This is a genomic window from Mucilaginibacter litoreus (assembly GCF_042676805.1).
GTDB classification, from domain to species: Bacteria; Bacteroidota; Bacteroidia; order Sphingobacteriales; family Sphingobacteriaceae; genus Mucilaginibacter; species Mucilaginibacter litoreus.
On record NZ_JBHTHZ010000001.1, the window covers coordinates 325656 to 346086 of the forward strand.

At 41.5% G+C, this 20431-nt stretch carries 18 protein-coding genes; 13 read left to right on the top strand and 5 right to left on the bottom strand.

Features of this window, described 5'->3' with window-relative positions:
• Positions 1-114: 114 nt before the first annotated feature.
• Positions 115-492: a BlaI/MecI/CopY family transcriptional regulator gene (locus ACFQZX_RS01560; protein WP_377110989.1), complete on the top strand. Its 378-nt coding sequence runs from the start codon at positions 115-117 to the stop codon at positions 490-492.
• Positions 489-2753, top strand: coding sequence for a M56 family metallopeptidase (locus tag ACFQZX_RS01565; RefSeq protein WP_377110990.1), 2265 nt, complete (start codon positions 489-491; stop codon positions 2751-2753). Before ACFQZX_RS01560 ends, ACFQZX_RS01565 begins: the two co-directional genes overlap by 4 nt.
• A gap of 8 nt (positions 2754-2761) precedes the next feature.
• Here ACFQZX_RS01565 and rsmG read toward each other — a convergent pair whose 3' ends face one another.
• Genes rsmG through ACFQZX_RS01580 form a run of 3 tightly spaced genes read right to left on the bottom strand, consistent with a single transcriptional unit; the run spans position 2762 to position 5092 of the window.
• A complete protein-coding gene (gene rsmG, locus ACFQZX_RS01570) occupies positions 2762-3388 on the bottom strand; it encodes a 16S rRNA (guanine(527)-N(7))-methyltransferase RsmG (protein ID WP_377110991.1) in 627 nt (208 codons plus the stop codon).
• Positions 3378-3983 (bottom strand): RNA polymerase sigma factor, encoded by a 606-nt coding sequence (locus ACFQZX_RS01575; protein WP_377110992.1) that lies wholly within the window; start codon positions 3981-3983, stop codon positions 3378-3380. Before ACFQZX_RS01575 ends, rsmG begins: the two co-directional genes overlap by 11 nt.
• Entirely contained in the window at positions 3974-5092 is a 1119-nt protein-coding gene (locus ACFQZX_RS01580; RefSeq protein ID WP_377110993.1) for a glycosyltransferase, read from the bottom strand. The genes ACFQZX_RS01575 and ACFQZX_RS01580 overlap by 10 nt, the downstream gene beginning before the upstream one ends.
• 170 nt (positions 5093-5262) lie before the next feature.
• Between ACFQZX_RS01580 and tgt the strand changes: the two genes are divergently transcribed.
• The 4 genes from tgt to ACFQZX_RS01600 all read left to right on the top strand — a co-directional run bounded on the left by tgt (position 5263) and on the right by ACFQZX_RS01600 (position 9520).
• On the top strand, positions 5263-6393 hold the full coding sequence (gene tgt, locus ACFQZX_RS01585) for a tRNA guanosine(34) transglycosylase Tgt (RefSeq protein ID WP_377110994.1): 1131 nt from the start codon (positions 5263-5265) through the stop codon (positions 6391-6393).
• Entirely contained in the window at positions 6394-7509 is a 1116-nt protein-coding gene (locus tag ACFQZX_RS01590; protein WP_377110995.1) for an LptF/LptG family permease, read from the top strand.
• On the top strand, positions 7509-8411 hold the full coding sequence (locus tag ACFQZX_RS01595) for a DMT family transporter (protein ID WP_377110996.1): 903 nt from the start codon (positions 7509-7511) through the stop codon (positions 8409-8411). The genes ACFQZX_RS01590 and ACFQZX_RS01595 overlap by 1 nt, the downstream gene beginning before the upstream one ends.
• A gap of 830 nt (positions 8412-9241) precedes the next feature.
• A complete protein-coding gene (locus tag ACFQZX_RS01600; RefSeq protein WP_377110997.1) occupies positions 9242-9520 on the top strand; it encodes a hypothetical protein in 279 nt (92 codons plus the stop codon).
• Positions 9521-9725: 205 nt separating this feature from the next.
• Here ACFQZX_RS01600 and ispE read toward each other — a convergent pair whose 3' ends face one another.
• Positions 9726-10532: a 4-(cytidine 5'-diphospho)-2-C-methyl-D-erythritol kinase gene (ispE, locus tag ACFQZX_RS01605; protein WP_377110998.1), complete on the bottom strand. Its 807-nt coding sequence runs from the start codon at positions 10530-10532 to the stop codon at positions 9726-9728.
• Positions 10533-10694: 162 nt separating this feature from the next.
• Between ispE and ACFQZX_RS01610 the strand changes: the two genes are divergently transcribed.
• The 7 genes from ACFQZX_RS01610 (at position 10695) to ACFQZX_RS01640 (ending at position 18008) form a co-directional block, all read left to right on the top strand.
• Positions 10695-11516 carry a thymidylate synthase gene (locus tag ACFQZX_RS01610; RefSeq protein ID WP_377110999.1) on the top strand — a complete coding sequence of 274 codons (822 nt, stop codon included), beginning with the start codon at positions 10695-10697 and terminating at the stop codon, positions 11514-11516.
• Positions 11517-11541: 25 nt separating this feature from the next.
• Positions 11542-11730, top strand: coding sequence for a hypothetical protein (locus tag ACFQZX_RS01615; RefSeq protein ID WP_377111000.1), 189 nt, complete (start codon positions 11542-11544; stop codon positions 11728-11730).
• Positions 11727-12098 carry a type II toxin-antitoxin system death-on-curing family toxin gene (locus tag ACFQZX_RS01620; protein WP_377111001.1) on the top strand — a complete coding sequence of 124 codons (372 nt, stop codon included), beginning with the start codon at positions 11727-11729 and terminating at the stop codon, positions 12096-12098. Before ACFQZX_RS01615 ends, ACFQZX_RS01620 begins: the two co-directional genes overlap by 4 nt.
• Before the next feature lie 4 nt (positions 12099-12102).
• Entirely contained in the window at positions 12103-12585 is a 483-nt protein-coding gene (locus ACFQZX_RS01625; RefSeq protein ID WP_377111002.1) for a dihydrofolate reductase, read from the top strand.
• Between the two features lie 116 nt (positions 12586-12701).
• A complete protein-coding gene (gene secDF, locus ACFQZX_RS01630) occupies positions 12702-15674 on the top strand; it encodes a protein translocase subunit SecDF (RefSeq protein ID WP_377111003.1) in 2973 nt (990 codons plus the stop codon).
• Between the two features lie 162 nt (positions 15675-15836).
• Entirely contained in the window at positions 15837-17150 is a 1314-nt protein-coding gene (locus ACFQZX_RS01635) for an NAD(P)/FAD-dependent oxidoreductase (protein ID WP_377111004.1), read from the top strand.
• Positions 17151-18008: a hydroxymethylglutaryl-CoA lyase gene (locus tag ACFQZX_RS01640; protein WP_377111005.1), complete on the top strand. Its 858-nt coding sequence runs from the start codon at positions 17151-17153 to the stop codon at positions 18006-18008.
• A gap of 2 nt (positions 18009-18010) precedes the next feature.
• On the opposite strand, the gene ACFQZX_RS01645 is transcribed toward ACFQZX_RS01640, so the two are convergent.
• Positions 18011-20389, bottom strand: coding sequence for an ABC transporter permease (locus tag ACFQZX_RS01645; protein ID WP_377111006.1), 2379 nt, complete (start codon positions 20387-20389; stop codon positions 18011-18013).
• Positions 20390-20431 lie beyond the last annotated feature (42 nt).

Below are 20431 nucleotides of genomic sequence, written 5' to 3' on the forward strand. Positions count from 1 at the left end.
GAGCACCAATATAACGCTTTAGCCTAAAATTATTAGCAAAAAATAAAACTACAAAAATAGTTTGCAAACTATAAAAATAGTTTTACCTTAGCCTAACTATAAAAATAGTTTGCAATGAAACACAAGGAACTCACCAAAGCCGAGGAACAGATTATGCAGATACTATGGCAGTTAAACGAAGCTATAGTAAAAGACATATTGGAGCAAATGCCCGACCCCAAACCAGCATACAATACCGTATCAACCGTAGTGCGGGTATTAGAAGGCAAAGGGTTTATTGATCATAAAGCCTATGGCAATTCACATGTGTATTTCCCGCTTATCAGCGAAGCTGAATATAAAAAGTATACCATTGATAAGCTGATGACCAACTACTTTGATAACTCTTATAAAAGCCTGGTATCCTTTATTGCCGATGAAAAAAAGCTTGGTGTTAAGGAGCTGGACGAATTAAGTGAACTGATTGAAAAACTTAAATCGCAAAAAAAATGAGCTGGCTACATTACCTTATAGAAGCGAATATATACCTGGGGGTATTTTATTTATGCTACCGCTTGCTGCTTGATAACAATACCCACTATACACTTGGCCGGGTGTATCTGATCTCAGCATGCATTTTGGCTTTTATAATTCCGCTTACACAGGTAAGTGCCTTAAAATCAGCACCTGCTCAAAGTATACAAACGGTTTCTGTGCGTACCTCTTATGTACCATTCACAAACATAGAGCAGCATACCGCTAAAACTGCACCATCTATTCAAATAACCCTTAATGATATATTGGCATACATTTATGCCGCCGGTGTATTAGTTGCATTTATTGTTTTCGTTATCAGGCTATGGCGTTTATATAATTTAACAAAAGCCGGTAAATCACAAGAAACCTCAGAATACCAACTTGTTAAGCTGACTGAAAGCCATACGGCCTTTTCATTTTTTAATTACCTGTATATAGGTACAGATCTGCAACAGCCCCATACCATTATAGCCCATGAAATGGTACATATCCGCCAAAAACACTCTGTAGACATCCTGTTTCTGGAGATTTTGAAAGTGGTCAACTGGTTCAGTCCTATAGTATATATGTTTCAGCAAAGCCTGAAAACGGTGCATGAATATATAGCCGACGAGCAAACCGCGGCCCTTGAAAATGACACGCTGGCTTATTCATCTTTCCTGCTTAGCAGCGCTTATGGACTGCCAGGTGCCTCCGTTACTCATTCATTTTTTAATAACAATCTTTTAAAAAGGAGAATAATCATGTTAAATCAAAAACGGTCGGGTAAGTTAGCAAGGCTAAAATACCTGGCAGCAGTACCACTTTGTGTGGGGATGCTTGGCGCATCAACACTGGTGTTTAGTAAGGATTACGGGCTAATAGATCTGTCTCCACGAAAGGCAATGCCTGTAGCTGCAAAAGCAGACAGCGCAAAATATACCCTTAAATTAACAGATATTGCCGCTAACATTTCTGGAATATCAGATAAGGTGGTTGTAGACAAAGAGGACGGTTTTAAGAGAGAGTACACTGTAGCAACACTAACCAAAGAGCAACAAACAGAAGCCAAGCAACATGGTTACCTAATAGAAATTGTACCGCGCGAATCACTCAAAGCCGATACTACGTTTGCTACGAAGCCACCTGCCATTATAAAAAACGGTAATATCATACAGGAAAGGGGCTATTTAATAGATGATAAAACCGAGTATTTTACTGTAACAGTTACAGATAACAATGGCAACGAAAAAACCTATAACAGTACAGATGCTACCGATGCCGAGCGCAAAATGCTGGCGGAAAAATACGGATACAAGTTTTTTAATTACGACATGAAAGGGTATCTGAAAAAGGTAAACGCCCCTGCATCCGTACAGCAAAAACAACGTAACCTTCCGCCTCCACCACCGCCGCCGACTGTAGTTAAGTCGCCTTTTGAAACGTTCGTAGACTACCTTTCTGCTACTGTAAAATATCCTGCGGAAGCTGTTAAAAGTAAACGAAGCGGAGGTACATTATTAAATTTCCATGTAGATGAAGGAGGGAATGTAACCAACGCGAATGTAATGGGCAAAGCCGGGCTTGGTTTGAATGAAGCCTTATTGCAATCGGTAAAAAGCTTTAAAGGCAAAATAAAATCCCCGGCAGGCGATTATAAACTGGGTATTAATTTCATGATGCTTGGAGATAATAATGTAAAGTTTCCGCCTCCGGTTGCTACTAAAGATGAAAACTACATAGGCGTAATTAACATTGTGGGGATGACAGATGCTCAGCAAAAAGGTCTAAAGAATATCCCGCCGCCACCGCCACCGGTTGTTAAAAAAAATGCAGCAGTTGCGCCACCAACAGCAGCCCAGATAAGCAAAAGGCCGCCGCCACCACCACCATTTGATGCCGCTTATAAAGATCTTATTACTTACCTGAAAAAACATACCCGTTATCCCACTGTGGCTTTTCAAAACAAAGTTAACGGGCATGTATTGTTATCTCTTGATATAAATAAAGACCACAAAGTAACAGGTGTAAAAGTTGATAAAGGATTTGATCCTGCGTGCGATGCCGAAGCTGCACGGGCCTTAAGTACTTACAGCCAAACTATTAATAAGGCACCCGGTACCTATAAACTGGCAGTTACTTTTATGCTGACCAACAGTGATGAATCACAGTATTATGCGCCAAAGCCATTAACTAATGATGTTATCAATCAAAAAAACTTTATAGGACAGGCAACGCTTATTTTCTCTACTAACTAAACCACACGCTATGCTTTTACATAGATAACCTGCTTGGTTTCAAAGAAATCCTCATCAAAATAATCCTTGAGGTAGAATTGCTGCACGGCTAAACCCGCGTCGGCAATTTCTTGCGTTAAGTCCCCTCCTTTTAAATAGAGTATCCCGTTAGCCAGTTTATTTTTTGATTGCTTATTGAATTTTCCCTTTACCCATGGGTAAAAATCTTTAAGCTGGGTTACCGCGCGCGACACCACAAAGTCGAATTTCTCCCTGATATCCTCGGCCCTTGAGTGTGATGCACGCAGGTTTTGAAGCCCTAAGGCCTGTGCGACTTCAGTTACTACCTTTACTTTTTTTCCTATGCTATCAACCAGGTGAAACTGTGTTTGCGGAAACATAATAGCCAATGGTATGCCGGGAAAGCCCCCGCCTGTACCTACATCAAGTACTGTTTCGCCGGGTAAAAAAGGCATTACTTTGGCTATGCCCAACGAGTGCAGCACGTGGCGCTCATACAACAGATCAATATCCTTACGCGATATCACATTGATCTGGTTGTTCCAAAAAGTATAAAGTTCCTGCAGGCGGCCAAATTGCTCCTGCTGCTGCGCAGTAATATCAGGAAAGTATTTCAACAGGATATCAGATGTCATCCTTTTTATAACGGTTTATGATGTTACCCAATAAATACCTGCCCCTAAATAGCTGAGCTTTGACCGTCCCCAAAGGTAAATCAAGCTGTTGGGCAATTTCTTCATATGACAGTTCATCGAAGTAACGTAAAATAATCAGGTTACGGTAACGCGGGGGCAAACTTTCTATTAGTAATTTTAATTCGGTAGTTTGTTGCTTTTTGATGGATGACTCTTCAGGGTTCAGCGAATCTGCCTTTATTTGCAGCGGTTTTTCATCACCCTCATCATCCAGCATTCCGTGTATAGATTGTGTATTTAATTTCTTTTTGCGGATAAAATCAATACAGTTATTGGTAGCCACCCTGAATAACCATGTACTAAAAGCAAATTCAGGTTGATATTTATCTAATTTTTCAAATGCTTTGGCAAAGGTTTCCACAGTCAGATCCATAGCATCCTCTTTATTATTTACCATCTTAAGCACCATAAAATAAATGGAATCCTTGTAACGGTGCATCAGGTCGGCATAAGCTCTTTGGTTGCCCTCCCTTGCTTTCACAACAAGATGAAAATCGTTTTTAGCGTTCTCTGTAAAGTTCTTATTTACTTCCATCGCGTTGTTTTAATAAAGGTACCAATCAATCCAAACACATTTAAATATATGTAATATACTATATCTAAAAAGGGTAACCACCATATCAGATCGCCGCACTGCAATTTGTTAAATATCTTTCGATAGATAAAAAACTGCAATATCGCCCTGAATATTAGAACACCCGCTGCAAATAATGGTTCAAAATTTAAAATAATGAACAAAATAAACAGAACATAAAACAGAAAACCGCTTACGGCATCCAGGCTAAGCATGCGCCGATGCTGGTTTTTATACAATTTCCCAACGCCCATGTGCCTCTTCTTTTGCCGGAACCAACCGCCTAATGTAGTTTTCGCGTCACTGTAAGTAAATGTATCCGGGTGTATCTCTATAGCCGTATTTGTTGCGTTTGCGTTTTGGTTGACAAACAGATCATCATCCCCGCTCATAACATGCATGTGCGAAGCGAAGCCTTTTGCCCCAAAAAACAGGCTTCTGGTGTAGGCCAGATTGCGTCCTATGCCCATATAAGCGTCACCTATAAGTGCTGCAGATAAGTAGTTAATAGCCGTTTTAAGCGTTTCAAAACGTATAAAAGGGCTCAGAAAATTAGTGGTTTTAGTATAGGGCGAGTACCCTAATACAATTTGTGTTGATGCATTGAAGTTAGCGGCCATACGGGTTACCCAATGCAGGGTAGCCGGTTTGCAATCGGCATCGGTAAATAAAAAATGGTTGTTTTTTGCTGCTTTTATACCCAGGGTAAGCGCAAATTTTTTGCCGGTTTTATACCGCTCGTGCTCGGTAACTGTTACAATTTTAAGGTGTGGAAATTCGCTTTGAATATCCATCAATATCACATCAGATCCGTCGGTAGAACAATCGTTTACCACCACTACCTCATAATCCGGGTATTTTTGCTGCAATATATAAGGCAGGTTTTGCCTTAAGTTATCAGCCTCGTTACGTGCACTTATAATAACTGAAACCGGCAGGTTAGTCTCCGGCAGCTCGGTACGAGGGTTATAACTTGCAAGCCTGCTGTGGTTAGCTAACAGATAATACAGTTGAACGATAAAACAAAGCTGAAATAAAATGAATAATGCCTCTTGAATATAAGCTTCCAAACCCTATATAATAAACAGCAAATTTGTTAAAAATCGCCGAGAAAACCGACTATTCTTTTAAGCTGATTATTAGCTGTATAATTCTGCATACCTATCAATCGCAACAATCTAACAATGCAGCAATTAAGCAACGGGCAATACAAACGGTTTTCGTAATTTTGCCAGAATAAATGAAATTCACTTTACAAGCACAAGATCCTCTTTCTAAAGCCCGGGCGGGCGAGTTGGTTACCGACCATGGTGTAATACAAACGCCTATTTTTATGCCTGTGGGCACAGCAGGTACGGTAAAAGCTGTACATCAGCGTGAGCTTAAAGATGATATTAAGGCGCAGATCATATTAGGCAATACCTACCATCTATATTTAAGGCCAGGTTTAAGCACGCTGGAACAAGCAGGCGGCCTGCATAAATTTAACGGCTGGGATGGCCCTATACTTACCGATAGCGGCGGTTACCAGGTGTATTCGCTTACCGAGGTACGCAAGATAAAGGAAGAAGGGGTAACATTCCGCTCTCATGTGGACGGCTCAAAACACCTTTTTACTCCCGAAAACGTGATGGATATTCAGCGCATCATAGGCGCGGATATCATTATGGCTTTTGATGAATGCACCCCCTATCCATGCGAGTATAACTATGCTAAACGCTCGATAGAGATGACCCATCGCTGGCTTAAACGCTGCTGCGACAGGTTTGATAATACCGAGCCGAAATATGGTTACAGCCAAACACTTTTTCCTATAGTTCAGGGGTCGGTTTACAAGGATCTGCGGGTGCGTTCCGCGGAAGTTATCGCCTCTTTTGAACGCGAAGGGAACGCCATTGGAGGCCTTTCTGTAGGTGAACCGGCAGAAGAAATGTATGCTATGACGGAGGTGGTTTGCGATATATTACCACAGCATAAACCCCGGTATTTAATGGGCGTAGGTACTCCTGTCAACATACTTGAAAACATTGCGCTGGGCATTGATATGTTTGATTGCGTTATGCCTACGCGTAACGCGCGCAACGGTATGCTTTTTACTAAAGATGGCATCATCAATATCAAGAACGAAAAGTGGAAAAACGACTTTTCGCCGATTGAAGCAGACAGTGATCTGTTTGCCGATAAGGTTTATACCAAAGCTTACCTGCGCCATTTGATACATAGCGGCGAAATGCTTGGCGCACAGATAGCCACCCTGCATAACCTGCACTTTTATTTGTGGCTGGTAACCCAGGCACGCAATAAAATCATCGCCGGAGAGTTTTACGACTGGAAGAACAAAATGGTGAACCGCTTAGGTACAAGACTATAAATGAAGGCTTTTTTTCGTAAATATCTCACTGTTATCGATAGGTACATCATGGGGAAATACCTGGGCACATTCGTGTTTACGCTCGGGATATTCCTGGTGATCTCCGTTATATTTGATGTATCTGAACATTTGGATAACTTTTTAAATAAAAAGTCATCTTTAAATGATATCATATTTAAGTATTACGCTGGTTTTATACCCTTTTATCTGATGCTTTTATCGCCGCTTATCAACTTCTTAGCGGTGATATTTTTTACGGCTAAAATGGCCAATCAAACAGAAATTGTTCCCATTTTAACAAGCAGGGCCAGCTTTTATCGTTTTTTGCGTCCTTACACGCTATCTGCAGCATTAATATTCGTGGTATCGCTTTTATTGAATTTGTACGTTATTCCGTATACAAACAAGCTAAAAGTTGACTTTGAAAGCGCCAATTTCTTTGCAAACGATGATCCATCCAAGAGTGAGGTACATATTCAATTGGATAAACACACCTATGTTTACCTTCAATCGTACGACCCTGATATGAAGACGGGATACCAGTTTATGATGGAAAAATTTGATGGCGATGTGCTTAAAGAAAAACTTACAGCCACCAGTATCAAGTATGATTCGGTTAAAAACCACTGGATAATTAACAACCCATATATTAGGTATGTAGATGGTTTAAAAGAAACTATCAGAAAGAATATACCATCTATAGATACGGTTTTGGATATGCGCCCGATAGACTTTGAAGCCCATGATAATGTGGTAAGCAATATTTACGGGGCCATGTCTTTAGCCACTTTAAACCAGGGTATCGAGAAGGAAAAAATACGCAGTACAGGCGCCGTTATAGATATGCAATTTGAAAAATATCGCCGCTTTGTAGAGCCTTTATCATCATTTGTACTGACTTGTATAGGCGTTGCCATAGCATCCAGAAAGGTACGCGGAGGGGTTGGATTACCCCTGGGCATCGGTATTTTTATATGTTTTACGTACATCGTGGTCAATAAATTTGCCTTTGTTTTTTCGATAAAAGGCGGCTTTAGCCCTATTATTTCAGTCTTTATCCCTAACGTTTTGTTCGGCATTCTGGGGTATGTCCTTATTGTTAAAGCACCAAAATAATGCTTCAAAACACCAACAATTCCGGCTTAAATAAGAACCTTTTACTACTGCATTTCACAGTTTTTATATGGGGTTTTACCGGAATTTTAGGTCAGCTGATATCAATTTCTGCCGTAAATTTGGTTTGGTACCGTGTGCTTATTGCGAGTGTTTCGCTGTTTTTATACTTTAAATTCAGCAAAAAAGCGTTTAAGATAAGCCCTAAAACGATGCTGAATTTCGCCCTTACCGGCGCGTTAGTAGGCGGGCACTGGATACTTTTTTTCGCTTCCATCAAGCTTTCAACTGTGCCGGTAACGCTGGTTTGCCTCTCATCCATCACACTTTTTACAGCGGTTTTTGAGCCGCTTATCAACAAAAAACGCATCTCTAAACTGGAGATCATCAGCGGTATTTTTATCATTATCGGCATATTTCTAATATTCAAATTTGAAACACAATACACTAAGGGCATCATAGCCGGGTTGGCAAGCGCTGTACTGGCAAGCCTTTTTGCTATCATAAACGGGCGCCATGTTAAAATATATGAAGCACCTGTTATAGCGTTTTATGAGTTATCAGGAGCGTTTATATGGATAACAATTTACCTTTTTATAACTGCAGGAAGCACTGGTTTTATTGTGCCTAAACCAACTGATATTGGTTACTTGGTGCTGCTTGGAACCGTTTGTACATCGCTTGCCTATGTAGCCGGCGTATCAGTTATGCGCGAACTTTCGGCTTTCAGGGTAGCACTTATAACCAACCTGGAGCCAGTTTATGGCATCATCATGTCTTTCCTTTTTTTCACAAATACCAGTACCATGACTACTGGTTTTTGGATAGGCGCCGCAATTATTTTATCTACTATTTTCCTGTTTCCTGTCGCCCAAAAACAAGTGGCCAGGCGCCGGAGCATCTAACCTTTTTCTTAAACTTTTCACTGCAATTTACGCCCTAACTAATGCAGGGTAGGGGAAAAGCGCGCTTAAATTTAAAGCCCTTTTTAGCCCATTTAAGACACTTTAATTTTTTGAGGCATTATTCCCGTTCCTTAGCAATTCGTTTAAACAGAGGCAAAATCAACTTTTAGATTAGTGTAATAAGTTCCAATTAACCCAAATCGGGCTGAATAAACTACATTATATCTTATTTCATCTTTAACAACTGTATTCTAAATTAATATTATCAACATAAATAAATAATAATCAATTATTTATTGAGATCAACTATTTTGATACATCAATTAAATAACTTATTATAACATCCCAATTACTAATATTTTTAGCAACACCATCTTTAATAAGTGATTTTTACATTTAATAAACTGATAATGAGTATAAATTAGTTATTTATTTAAATATATACTTACATCAAATAAAATTCGATTAAAGTGATGTTAAAGTGTATTGAGGTTATAATTACAACTTTGATAAAAACTGATTAGGTAACTCCTGCTTGTATACAGGAATCAATTTTGGTTGAAAATTCTTCAGAAAAAATCGTGTATTTGTAAGGCTGTTAAATTACTGTTGCATTTAAGCCAACGCCCCAAGGTGGAAATTTTAATTAGTAACGGATACATACTGCTTCGACTTTAAATAGCAAACTGATAAAAGTCTCAATTCTGTAAGTAGCAAATTTCAGAAAGGCCACAATTTAATATGCCAAATAGAGTATGCACAGTAGTGCGAGTCTGTTTCAAATTCAGGATAAAATCTGCATATTGTATAAACTTTATTTGCAACGAACCATGAGCATCAAAAATATCATTGCCCTTATTATTGTTGTACTGCTTACAGTAGTGATCATGCAAAATACCGACCAGGTAAAATTTACTGTTTTGTTCAGCACCATGTACATATCAAAGGTACCTATGCTAACTGCCGTATCTGTTGTGGCTTTTATTTTGGGGGTACTGGTTGGCCGCCCAAAAAACAAAAAGTATAATATCAGCGAGCATTACGACGACATCCATGGAAAAGAAGACTCCAATACACTAAGTGATGAAGATCGGGATTATATTAGTTGAGTGGTGAATGGTGAGTAGAGAGTAGTAAATGGAAATACGGAGGTAGTGGTAGACGAGTGGGGATGCAATAAGTGAAAAGCGCAGAACAATGAATCCGAAAGCAAAGGCCTCTAAAATATCATCGACAAAAATGCCGGTACTGCAAGCTACATCTTGACTTCAGACTCTCGACTTCCGACTTCCGACTCTTCACTCCCTGTCCACATCACATATTATAAAAAACTTGGCAGGTTTCCTCAAGATGCTGCAGAATTGGCGTTGATTCAAATATACCAAACACCGATGCGCCAGACCCGCTCATACTGGCGTATAAAGCGCCGCGCTCGTACAGTTCGGCTTTTACGCCACGTATAACCGGATGATCGTTGAATATATGGGCTTCAAAGTCATTCCGAATTTGCCTTTTCCAGGCCGTTACAGGCATTTTTACCAGGTCATATACAGTTTCATTAACCTGAGCTGGTTTAACGCCCCTGTAAGCCTCTGCAGTTGATACATGGGCATCAGGCATCACCAGTACGATAGCATAGGCAGAAAGGTCTAAATTTACCGGTTCAAACTCGTCGCCTTTTTCAAAAGCATACACCGGCTTGTTGTTAATAAAGAAAGCACAGTCGGCCCCGAGTTTGCGGGCATAGCCCATCATCGCTTCTTCATCAAGCCCAAGCTTAAATTGCTGGTTCATTAGTTTAATAAAAAACGCAGCATCGGCAGAGCCTCCTCCAAGCCCTGCTCCTATCGGAATATTTTTATGCAGGTGAATTTTTACCGGAGGCAGGTTGGGGAAATCGCGCTTCAGCAAATGATATCCTTTTATGCAAAGGTTATCCTCTTCCCTTCCGGGTATGCCAAGTCCGCTCGCCTCAAAGCTTAACTCCGTTGACTCTACAGCTTCCAGCACATCATAAATTTTCACCGGGTAGAAAACGGTTTCCAGATCATGATAACCGTCGGGGCGACGGGCGGTAATATTAAGTCCGATATTTATTTTGGCGTTGGGAAAAACGATCATTGAAAATTGATTAACACGGTTGCTATTTTTGCACAACCATAGGATACCAAAATTAGTTTATTTTTATTTGTGGTGGAATTGTTCAGTGGTTCATCAGTCCAATAGTTCATTGGTACCATTAAACCACTCACTTAATCAACCACTCACCCAATCAACCATAATATGAGACAGTACCTCGATTTGATGCGACACGTGATGGAAACCGGGGCGCAAAAGCATGACCGCACCGGGACAGGGACCCTTAGCGTGTTTGGATACCAGATGCGCTTTGATCTGAAAGAAGGCTTTCCGCTGATTACAACAAAAAAGCTGCACCTCAAATCCATCATCCATGAGCTGATCTGGTTTTTGAGCGGAGATACCAACATCAAATATCTTAAGGATAACGGCGTGCGCATTTGGGATGAATGGGCCGATGCCGAGGGCAACCTGGGGCCGGTATATGGTTACCAATGGCGTAGCTGGCCCACACCCGACGGTAAGCACATCGACCAGATAAGCCAGTTGGTAAACATGATCAAAAACAACCCCGATTCGCGCCGGCTGATCGTATCGGCCTGGAACGTGGCGGATGTTAACCAGATGGCGCTTCCGCCCTGCCATACGCTGTTCCAGTTTTATGTTGAGCCAGCCGACCCTTCAAAAGGTGAAACCAGAGGTAAACTATCCTGCCAGTTGTACCAGCGTAGTGCCGACATTTTTTTAGGCGTACCATTCAATATTGCTTCATACGCTTTGCTTACCATGATGGTGGCGCAGGTATGCGACCTGGATTACGGCGACTTTATCCACACCTTTGGCGACGCGCATATCTACAACAACCACCTGGAGCAGGCAGAGCTACAATTGAGCCGCGACCCAAGGCCTCTGCCAACCATGAAGATCAACCCGGAGGTTAAGGACATCTTCGGTTTTAAATTTGAAGATTTTACCCTGGAAAACTATGATCCGCATCCGCACATCAAAGGGGTAGTTGCGGTTTAGGCTGATTGTTTGTAAATTTGGTATTATGACCGTAATAGAAATCAAGGACGAGATCAAAAAGGTGCTTGACGAGGTGCCGGAAGAGAACCTACCCGATGTTTTAGTTCTTTTAAAAGAATTACAGTCGACTGCTACTGACAAGGCTAAACGCATTGCTCTTTTTCAAAAAATAGTTGAGGAGGACAAAGAGGTGTTTCAAAGACTTGCACAATGATCGATGTAAAAGAGGTAGAATACTATCACAACATTTTGATTGAACAATTTGGTGGTAGTAAAGGTATCCGTGATATGGCCGGATTACAAGCAGCACTGGCAAGGCCATACATGACTTTCGATAATCAAGATCTTTATCCTACCGCTGTTGAAAAGGCTACAGCCATATTTGAAAGCCTCATCATCAATCATCCATTTATTGATGGCAACAAAAGGATAGCTTATGCCTTACTTCGAATTATTTTAGCCGAAGCTGGCCTTACCATCAATGCCTCTCAAGAAGACAAGTATGAGATGGCGATATCTGCAAGCATGGGAACTATTAAATTTGACCAAATCAAAGATTGGGTCGCCTCAAAAATTATTTGACCCAATGACAATTTCTATCATAGTAGCCATCGCCGAAAATTACGCGATAGGCAAAAACAACCAGTTGCTTTGGCACATGCCGAATGACCTGAAGCATTTCAAAGAGATAACATCAGGCCGTACCATCATCATGGGTCGAAAAACTTTTGACTCTGTTGGAAAGCCTTTGCCCAAAAGGCGCAATATTGTGGTAACCCGGCAGGACATATCCTTACCAGGATGCGAAGTTGTAAAATCCATAGACGAAGGCCTGGCCCTCTGTGCTGGCGAGGATGAAGTATTTATTGGTGGCGGTGCGGAAATATACCGCCAGGCAATGGATATTACCGACAGGATTTACCTGACCATCATTCATCATGATTTTGATGCGGATACCTTTTTCCCGGAAATAGATTATCAGAGATGGAATGAAGTGAGCCGTGAATACCATGATGCAGACGAAAAAAATCCTTATCCCTACTCATTCATTACACTCAACCGGCGGTAACAAAAACAGATAATATTTTGTTTCAATTAAAAATTTCATGCTTGTGAAATTTTATTAGATTTGCCGTCTTATTTAAAAAAGCTTATAAACTAATTCAATACATATTATAATTCGCGATGCAAGGTAAAGGGGTTATTAAATTTTTCGCCATTCTGCTGGCTGTGGTATGTTTATACCAGCTATCATTTACGTGGGTGGCCCGTAAAGTTGAGAATGATGCGAAAGCATACGCCAAGGGTAATGCCGAAAAAGAAAGAGCGTATCTTGATTCTATTTCTACACAACCGGTATACCCGGTGCTTGGCCATACTTACCAGTATTGTGTTGACAGGGAGCTTGCCCTGGGTCTGGACTTAAAGGGCGGCATGAACGTTACCATGCAGATATCCCTGCGCGAACTGGTGACAGCCTTGTCAAACAACAATAAAGATGTTGTATTTAACCAGGCTTTGGCCAATGCGCAAACCAGGAGCGTAACCGAGCAAAAAGATTACATTACCCTTTTTGTTGATGAATACGAAAAGCTGAACCCTAATGGAAAGCTGGCCGCTATTTTTGCAAACAACAGCAACCAGGATAAATTAAAGTTCAACTCATCAAACAGCGATGTTGAAGCTTATTTGAAAGATCAGGCTAATACTGCAGTACAGCAATCATACACTGTACTGCACACCCGTATCGACCAGTTTGGCGTAACCCAGCCAAACATACAGCTGCAAAAAAGCACCAACCGTATACTGATTGAGCTGCCAGGTGTAAAAGAGCCTGAGCGTGTACGTAAATTATTATCTGGTACTGCCAAGCTGGAGTTTTATGAAACTTTTGACAATACCGAAGTATACGGCCTGTTAAACAACATTAACAGCATACTGGCTGCAAAAAGCAAAACAGTTAAGGATACCGCGAAAGCGGATACAGCAAAGGCTGCAGCTACAGCTAAAGCTGCTACCGCAAAAGATTCTGCGGCATCACTGTTAAGCAAATTAAAGAACAATCCCAATAAAGATTCGGCAAGCCTGACCAATAAAACACAGGCCGCAGCAAACCCGTTATTCGCTATCATGATGCCGGGTATATACCAGGGTCCGGATGGCCAGCCTCAGTTGGCTCCAGGCCCGGTGGTAGGTCGCGCTCAACAAAAAGATACCGCTAAAGTAAACAGCTATCTGCGAAGTGCGGATGTTAAAGCCGTATTGCCTCAAAACATCAAATTTTTATGGGGTGTAAAACCAGAGAAGGATACAAAAGTATTTGACCTGTATGCAATAAAACTTAGCGGTGCCGAAAACGGCCCCGTACTTTCGGGCGATGTTATTACCAACGCTAAAGATGATGTTGACCCTGTTAAAGGTGGCTATGAGGTTACCATGTACATGAACTCTCAGGGCGCCCAGAAATGGAAAAACATCACTGCCGAAGCATCTGCAGGGGTTAACAAAAAAGCTATTGCCATTGTGCTTGATGATAATGTTTACTCTGCCCCTAACGTTCAGAATGAGATCTCTGGCGGTGTATCATCAATATCAGGCGGTAACTTTAGCCAGGAAGATACCAAAGACTTGGCCAACGTGTTAAAAGCGGGCCGCCTGCCTGCACCGGCACGTATCATTGGCGAAGCGGTTGTTGGCCCGTCATTAGGCCAGGAAGCTATCAGCGCAGGTTTATTATCATGTGTTTTAGGCTTGGTGGTGATTTTGATATTCATGATCGCCTACTATAACCGTGCCGGTACGGTTGCAGTTATAGCAGTATTAGTGAACGTTTTCTTCCTGATGGGTGTATTGGTAAGTTTACGCGCCGTACTTACCCTGCCAGGTATCGCCGGTATATTACTAACGTTGGGTGTAGCTGTTGACGCTAACGTACTGGTTTATGAGCGTGTGCGCGAAGAGCTTGGCTTAGGCAAATCTATCCGCATAGCAATTGTGGATGGTTTTAAACATGCATTGCCTTCTATATTAGATGCTAACATCAGTACTTTCTTAACCGGTGTTATCCTCTTTGTATTTGGCTCGGGCCCAATACAAGGTTTCGCAACAACCTTAATGATCGGTATTATCACTACCCTGTTCTGCTCATTACTGATATCAAGGTTGATATTTGAGTTTATGCTTGAAAAAGGCTGGGATATCAAGTTTTCACGCCCATGGAGCTCACATACCTTTAAAAACGCTAATTATGCGTTCGTTAAAAACCGCTTTAAATTCTATGCTTTCTCTGGCATATTCATTATCGCGGGTTTAATATCCATGTTTACCCGTGGTTTTAACTACGGTGTTGACTTTGGCGGCGGGCGTACCTATGTAGTGAAATTCAACCCATCGGTTACTACCGAAGATGTACATAACGTGGTTGACCCTGTGCTTGGCCGTGGTACCGAAGTAAAAACTTACGGCTCTGATAAGATCAGCATTACTACCAACTACCTGATCAATGACAATGCAGAGAGCACTGATGCGAAGGTAGAGGCTACCTTAATTAAGGCTTTAGCTGCTAATCCGGCTACTACAATTACTTCTAAACAGATCCTTAGCCACCAAAAGGTTGAGGCTACTGTTGCCAACGAGGTTAAATCTTCGGCAAAATGGACCATCATTATTGCTATCATTGTAATCTCGGCTTATATCTTGATCCGTTTCCGTAAATGGCAATTCAGCCTTGGGGCGATGGTTGCAACAGCGCATGACTCATTACTGGTGCTTTCGTTCTTCTCATTGTTCAAAGGTGTTTTACCATTCTCTTTGGATATCGACCAGGCATTCATCGCAGCGCTGTTAACGGTAATAGGTTATTCCATCAACGATACGGTTGTGGTATTTGACCGTATCCGCGAGTTTCTTAATCATCATCACGCAAAAACAGACGATCCACAGGTAGTTATCAACGAGGCTATTAACAGTACCTTAAGCCGTACCATAATTACCGCCCTTACCGTGGTATTAATTCTGGTGGTATTATTCCTGTTTGGTGGCGATGTTATCCGTGGCTTTGCATTCGCATTGTTGATTGGTGTACTTTTCGGTACTTATTCATCAATTTGTGTGGCATCGCCGGTTATCGTCGACTTTGGAAAGAAAGATCTGAAATAATTAAATTGTGACATTATTTTGAAAGGCTCCAAAGAACATTTGGAGCCTTTTTTGTTTTACAACTATAAGCTTCTCCCACACCCTTCCCTAAAGGAAGGGCTTTATAAGTTTCTCCGTTACAGGAAGAGACAGAGGGGCTTTTAAAATTAAAATATTTGCTTCATGAACGGCACTGATCAATCAAAATTCCCGACAGTAGTTATAATAGGCGGCGGCTTTGGCGGCATACAGGTTGCCAAACAGCTAAAAGATAAACCTGTTGAGATTATTCTTATAGATAAACACAACTATCATACTTTTCAGCCATTATTATACCAGGTAGCAACAGGCAGCCTTGAAGCTGAATCAATCGCCTTTTCGCTGCGTAAAAATTTCGACGAGCAGAAGAATTTACGGTTCCGTAATACCGAAGTGCTGGGTATAAGCGCCGAAACTAACACTGTGCATACAGCTATTGGTGATATTGCTTATGATTACCTGGTAATTGCAACGGGGTCTACAACCAATTTCTTTGGCAATAAAGAGATTGAGCATTATGCTATGCCGATGAAATCTATACCAGAAGCCATGAACCTGCGCTACCTGGTATTACAAAACCTTGAGGAAGCCGTTTTAAAGCCCTCCAGGGAAGAAAGGGTTCCGTACCTGTCGTTTGTACTGGTAGGTGCCGGCCCTACCGGTGTAGAGCTTGCAGGGGCATTGGCAGAGTTGCGCAACCATGTACTTAATAAGGATTACCCCGAACTGGCCAAAGAAGAAATGAAAGTTTACCTGGTAGACTTTTTACCAAAAGTATTGGGCCCGTTCTCTGACGAAGGCTCCAAAGCCGCCGAAGGTTATTTGAAAGATATGGGCGTAGAGGTATTACTGGGCGTAAAGGTAGAAAGTTATGATGGCAACCAAATAAAGTTTGAAGGCGGTAAAAGCATACAAACTAAAAATGTGATATGGTCTGCCGGGGTAATGGGCGTGGTACCTGAAGGGGTTTCAAAAGATGTTATTGAACGTGGCAACCGTATTAAAGTTGATAATATATGCCGTGTGGTAGGTTCATCAAATATTTTTGCCATTGGCGATGTGGCAGCCATGATTACGCCCGAAACGCCTAAAGGCCATCCGGGTGTGGCGCAGGTAGCCATACAAATGGGCCAAACTACCGGTAAAAACATTTATAAAATTATAAAAGGCGAACAACCCGAGCCGTTTAAATATAACGACAAAGGATCATTAGCTACTATAGGCCGCAATAAAGCCATTGCAGATTTGGGCAAACTCAAGTTTCAGGGATTTTTTGCCTGGCTGATATGGATGTTTGTGCACCTGATATCCTTAATGGGCGGCCGCAATAAGGTGATTGTATTTATTAACTGGATAGCAAGCTATGTAACCTACAATGGAGGCAGCAGGCTGATCATCCGTAATTTTAAACGTGAAGAGCTGGTTGAAAAAGATGAACAAATATCTAAGCCAGACTAAATGACCGATCACATCAAAATCACCGAGTGCCCGCGCGATGCCATGCAGGGATTGCATGATTTCGTACCGACTAATATTAAAGCTGAATATATCAACCTGCTGTTGAAAGTTGGTTTTGATACCATAGATTTCGGAAGCTTTGTTTCTCCGAAAGCCATCCCGCAGATGCGCGACACAGCAGAGGTGTTAAGCCGGCTTGATATGGATAATACACGCTCAAAGCTTTTAGCCATTACAGCTAATTACAGGGGCGCAGAGCAAGCCGCAACTTTTGATGAGATAAGTTACCTCGGTTATCCTTTTTCTGTGTCTGAGACCTTTCAGTTGCGTAATACCAACACAACTATGGAGCAGGCCTTTGATGAGATAAAACGCATTAACGAATTATGTACCGCCCGGAAAAAAGATCTGCTAATTTATTTATCAATGGGATTTGGCAACCCTTATGAAGATAAATGGAGTGAGGAGATTGTGCTGCATTGGGCACAAATGATGATTAATGAGGGTATTGGCTATATTGCCCTGTCAGATACTATAGGTGTTGCACAGCCAGAGCAAATTAGCAGCCTGTATCCCGTCTTAAAAAAACTTTCGGATATTACTGAATTTGGGGTTCACCTGCACTCTACACCAGATACATGGCAGGAAAAAATCGCTGCAGCCTATGAAGCCGGCTGCAGCAAATTTGACGTTGCCCTTAAAGGGTACGGCGGCTGCCCTATGGCCAAAGACGACCTTACAGGTAACATTGCTACCGAAAATCTTGTGGCTTTTCTGTTACACCAGAATGTACCGCTTGACCTTGACCTGGATAAGCTGACTGAAGCGATGGAGTTTTCAGGCAAAGTGTTTGGTTAATATCAAACCTTTAACTTGGCTGCCGGATTAAACCTTACCGCTCTTACAACCTGTAAACAAACTGTAACGGTTACTATCAGTAATGATATTACCAGTGCCATTACAAATGGAAATATGGAGAGGTGTATACGGTAGGCAAAGGTTGCTAACCACTTATTTGCTATAATAAAAGATAACGGCCAGGCAATAATATTTGCAATGATTACAGTGTAAAAAAATGGCTTGCTTAAGGTGATCATCAATTGCCGGCCCATCGCGCCAAATACTTTCCGTATAGCTATTTCCTTCATACGAATGCGTATAGTATTAGCAGCCGAAGCAAAGATGCCTAACGATGCGATAAACACCGCTAACATTGAAAAAAAGAACAGCACACTCTGCAGTTGCTCCTGCTTTACAAAAAGCTGCCCGTAAAGCTCATCCAGAAAATGGTAGCTAAAAGTATCGCCATCAAGTTTATTGATATCACCCCATTGTCGGTTCAGAGTACTGAGCATGGCTGGTATGGCCTTACTTTCGGCACTTATCATGATCTGCAATTTAGTTAAACCGCAATGGTCGTTCATTACATAAACGGTTGGCTGTATGTTTTCTTCAAACCCGTAAGCTTTAACATCATTAGTAACACCAATTATCTTATATCTACCGCCGCAACCGCTAATAGTTGTGCCGATGGGATTTTTCAGGTTAATTGCTTTTGCCGCTGCCTGGTTGACAACAATACTTAAAGAGTCGGTGGAAAAGGATGGGTTAAACACCCTCCCCTGTTGCACACCGATATTTAAAGCCTCAAAATACTCATAATCTACCCCAATGGTGTTCATGGTAACCGCTTTGCTTTGCACAGTGTATTCGTTAGATACGGGCTTAATGCCACCCGGAACATTGGTAGCCACCGTTACATTTTTAACACCAGGTATGGCCTTTATACGGTTGCGTACAGGCTCAAACTTACCTGGACTGTTAAATATGGCAATGTTATCTACATAAACTACCTGCTTAGCGGTAAACCCGGCATCTTCGGTACGCATGAATTTAACTTGCTGGTTGATAACGACAAGGGTGATAACAAACACGATAGCGAAGGTAAACTGTAAAACAATCAGCGAATTTTTTACCCATGAGAGGTTTCCTCCGGTTGCAAGCTGATCGCCCCGTAAAACCACCGCCGGCTTAAAGCCTGCCATAACTAATGACGGATACAAACCAGCCAATAAAGTAAGCGTTATAAGCATACCTATAATTTGCGCTACTATAGTAAAGTTGATGCCTGAGATCAAAAGATCCGCCTTTAATAACTGATTAAAATAAGGCAAGCCGATAACAACCAGCACAAATGAAATAACCAGAGCAACAAGGCATTGAAAAAATATCTCCAGCATAAACTGAACAGCTATTTTACTTTTCTTTATCCCGTTTACCTTTTTAACCCCTACCTCTTTTGAACGTTTATTGGCCTGGGTTATATACAGATTGGTGAAATTAACACCGGTAACAATAAGTATGATAATAGCAAGCACAACCAGGCCACGTATGATCTGGTCGTTAACATGCGAGCCATAATGTGGCCTTAGGTGCAGGTTTTTTAAAGGATCTAAATATATAGCTGATGTGGAAGGACTTATCGATTCCCTTGCGGCCTGACTTGTATCGGCCAACGCTGCTTTTTTATATATTCCGTCTATCTTTTTTGACAGAAGGTTGATATCCGTATTTGGCTTTACCATTATATAAGTCTGAAATATCCGGCTGGCATAGCTTTGGTCTTTTCCCGAGGCGATATCAGCGGAAAAACCTATACAGTCAAATTTGAAATTGGTATTGCCGGGTATATCATCTACTACCCCAGCTACTGTAAAAGGCATGCCCGATCTGGACATCATGTTAACCGTTTTATTGATGATAGTGCTATGGCCAGGAAAAAGCACACGGGAGGTTTCCTTTGATAGCAGTGTAGTGGGCGTTTCGCTGTTTGGGTTGAGTTGGAAACCTTTGGGCTTAATGCCTAATATCTTGGCAATGGAGTAATCGGCACCGGCCCATTTATTTATTAAAAACCTACCGGACGATGTATAAAAAGGAATCTGAAACAGGGCTGTGTTGGTTCGGCCTGTTTCTTCCACCTCGGGGCACTGGCTTTTAATTGCAGCAGCTAAAGGTGCAGGGGTATAAGGCGATGGGCCGTTGGGCAGCTCCCTTTCAACCAAATAAACCCTGTCATAGTTTTTGTTCCAGGTATCGTAACTGGTTTCATGGTCAACGTAAAGTGTTACAAAAATAAATGCTGCCAGGCCAAGTGAAAGCCCTGTAATGTTTAAAACGTTATACCATTTAGCTTTTAAAAAGGTACGAAGGGCAATTTTAAAATCTAACCTATTCATGAATTAATGTTTTCGCCAAAATATTATTTTGATTTTAAACAT

Excerpts from the sequence above, each read along its gene's own strand:
- ACFQZX_RS01645 (WP_377111006.1), bottom strand. The coding sequence starts at position 20,389 with ATGAATAGGTTAGATTTTAAAATTGCCCTTCGTACCTTTTTAAAAGCT.
- ACFQZX_RS01560 (WP_377110989.1), top strand. The coding sequence starts at position 115 with ATGAAACACAAGGAACTCACCAAAGCCGAGGAACAGATTATGCAGATA.
- ACFQZX_RS01565 (WP_377110990.1), top strand. The coding sequence starts at position 489 with ATGAGCTGGCTACATTACCTTATAGAAGCGAATATATACCTGGGGGTA.
- ispE (WP_377110998.1), bottom strand. The coding sequence starts at position 10,532 with ATGATCGTTTTTCCCAACGCCAAAATAAATATCGGACTTAATATTACC.
- ACFQZX_RS01575 (WP_377110992.1), bottom strand. The coding sequence starts at position 3,983 with ATGGAAGTAAATAAGAACTTTACAGAGAACGCTAAAAACGATTTTCAT.
- ACFQZX_RS01640 (WP_377111005.1), top strand. The coding sequence starts at position 17,151 with ATGACCGATCACATCAAAATCACCGAGTGCCCGCGCGATGCCATGCAG.
- tgt (WP_377110994.1), top strand. The coding sequence starts at position 5,263 with ATGAAATTCACTTTACAAGCACAAGATCCTCTTTCTAAAGCCCGGGCG.
- ACFQZX_RS01600 (WP_377110997.1), top strand. The coding sequence starts at position 9,242 with ATGAGCATCAAAAATATCATTGCCCTTATTATTGTTGTACTGCTTACA.
- ACFQZX_RS01610 (WP_377110999.1), top strand. The coding sequence starts at position 10,695 with ATGAGACAGTACCTCGATTTGATGCGACACGTGATGGAAACCGGGGCG.
- ACFQZX_RS01635 (WP_377111004.1), top strand. The coding sequence starts at position 15,837 with ATGAACGGCACTGATCAATCAAAATTCCCGACAGTAGTTATAATAGGC.
- ACFQZX_RS01595 (WP_377110996.1), top strand. The coding sequence starts at position 7,509 with ATGCTTCAAAACACCAACAATTCCGGCTTAAATAAGAACCTTTTACTA.
- ACFQZX_RS01615 (WP_377111000.1), top strand. The coding sequence starts at position 11,542 with ATGACCGTAATAGAAATCAAGGACGAGATCAAAAAGGTGCTTGACGAG.
- secDF (WP_377111003.1), top strand. The coding sequence starts at position 12,702 with ATGCAAGGTAAAGGGGTTATTAAATTTTTCGCCATTCTGCTGGCTGTG.
- ACFQZX_RS01620 (WP_377111001.1), top strand. The coding sequence starts at position 11,727 with ATGATCGATGTAAAAGAGGTAGAATACTATCACAACATTTTGATTGAA.
- ACFQZX_RS01590 (WP_377110995.1), top strand. The coding sequence starts at position 6,394 with ATGAAGGCTTTTTTTCGTAAATATCTCACTGTTATCGATAGGTACATC.
- ACFQZX_RS01625 (WP_377111002.1), top strand. The coding sequence starts at position 12,103 with ATGACAATTTCTATCATAGTAGCCATCGCCGAAAATTACGCGATAGGC.
- rsmG (WP_377110991.1), bottom strand. The coding sequence starts at position 3,388 with ATGACATCTGATATCCTGTTGAAATACTTTCCTGATATTACTGCGCAG.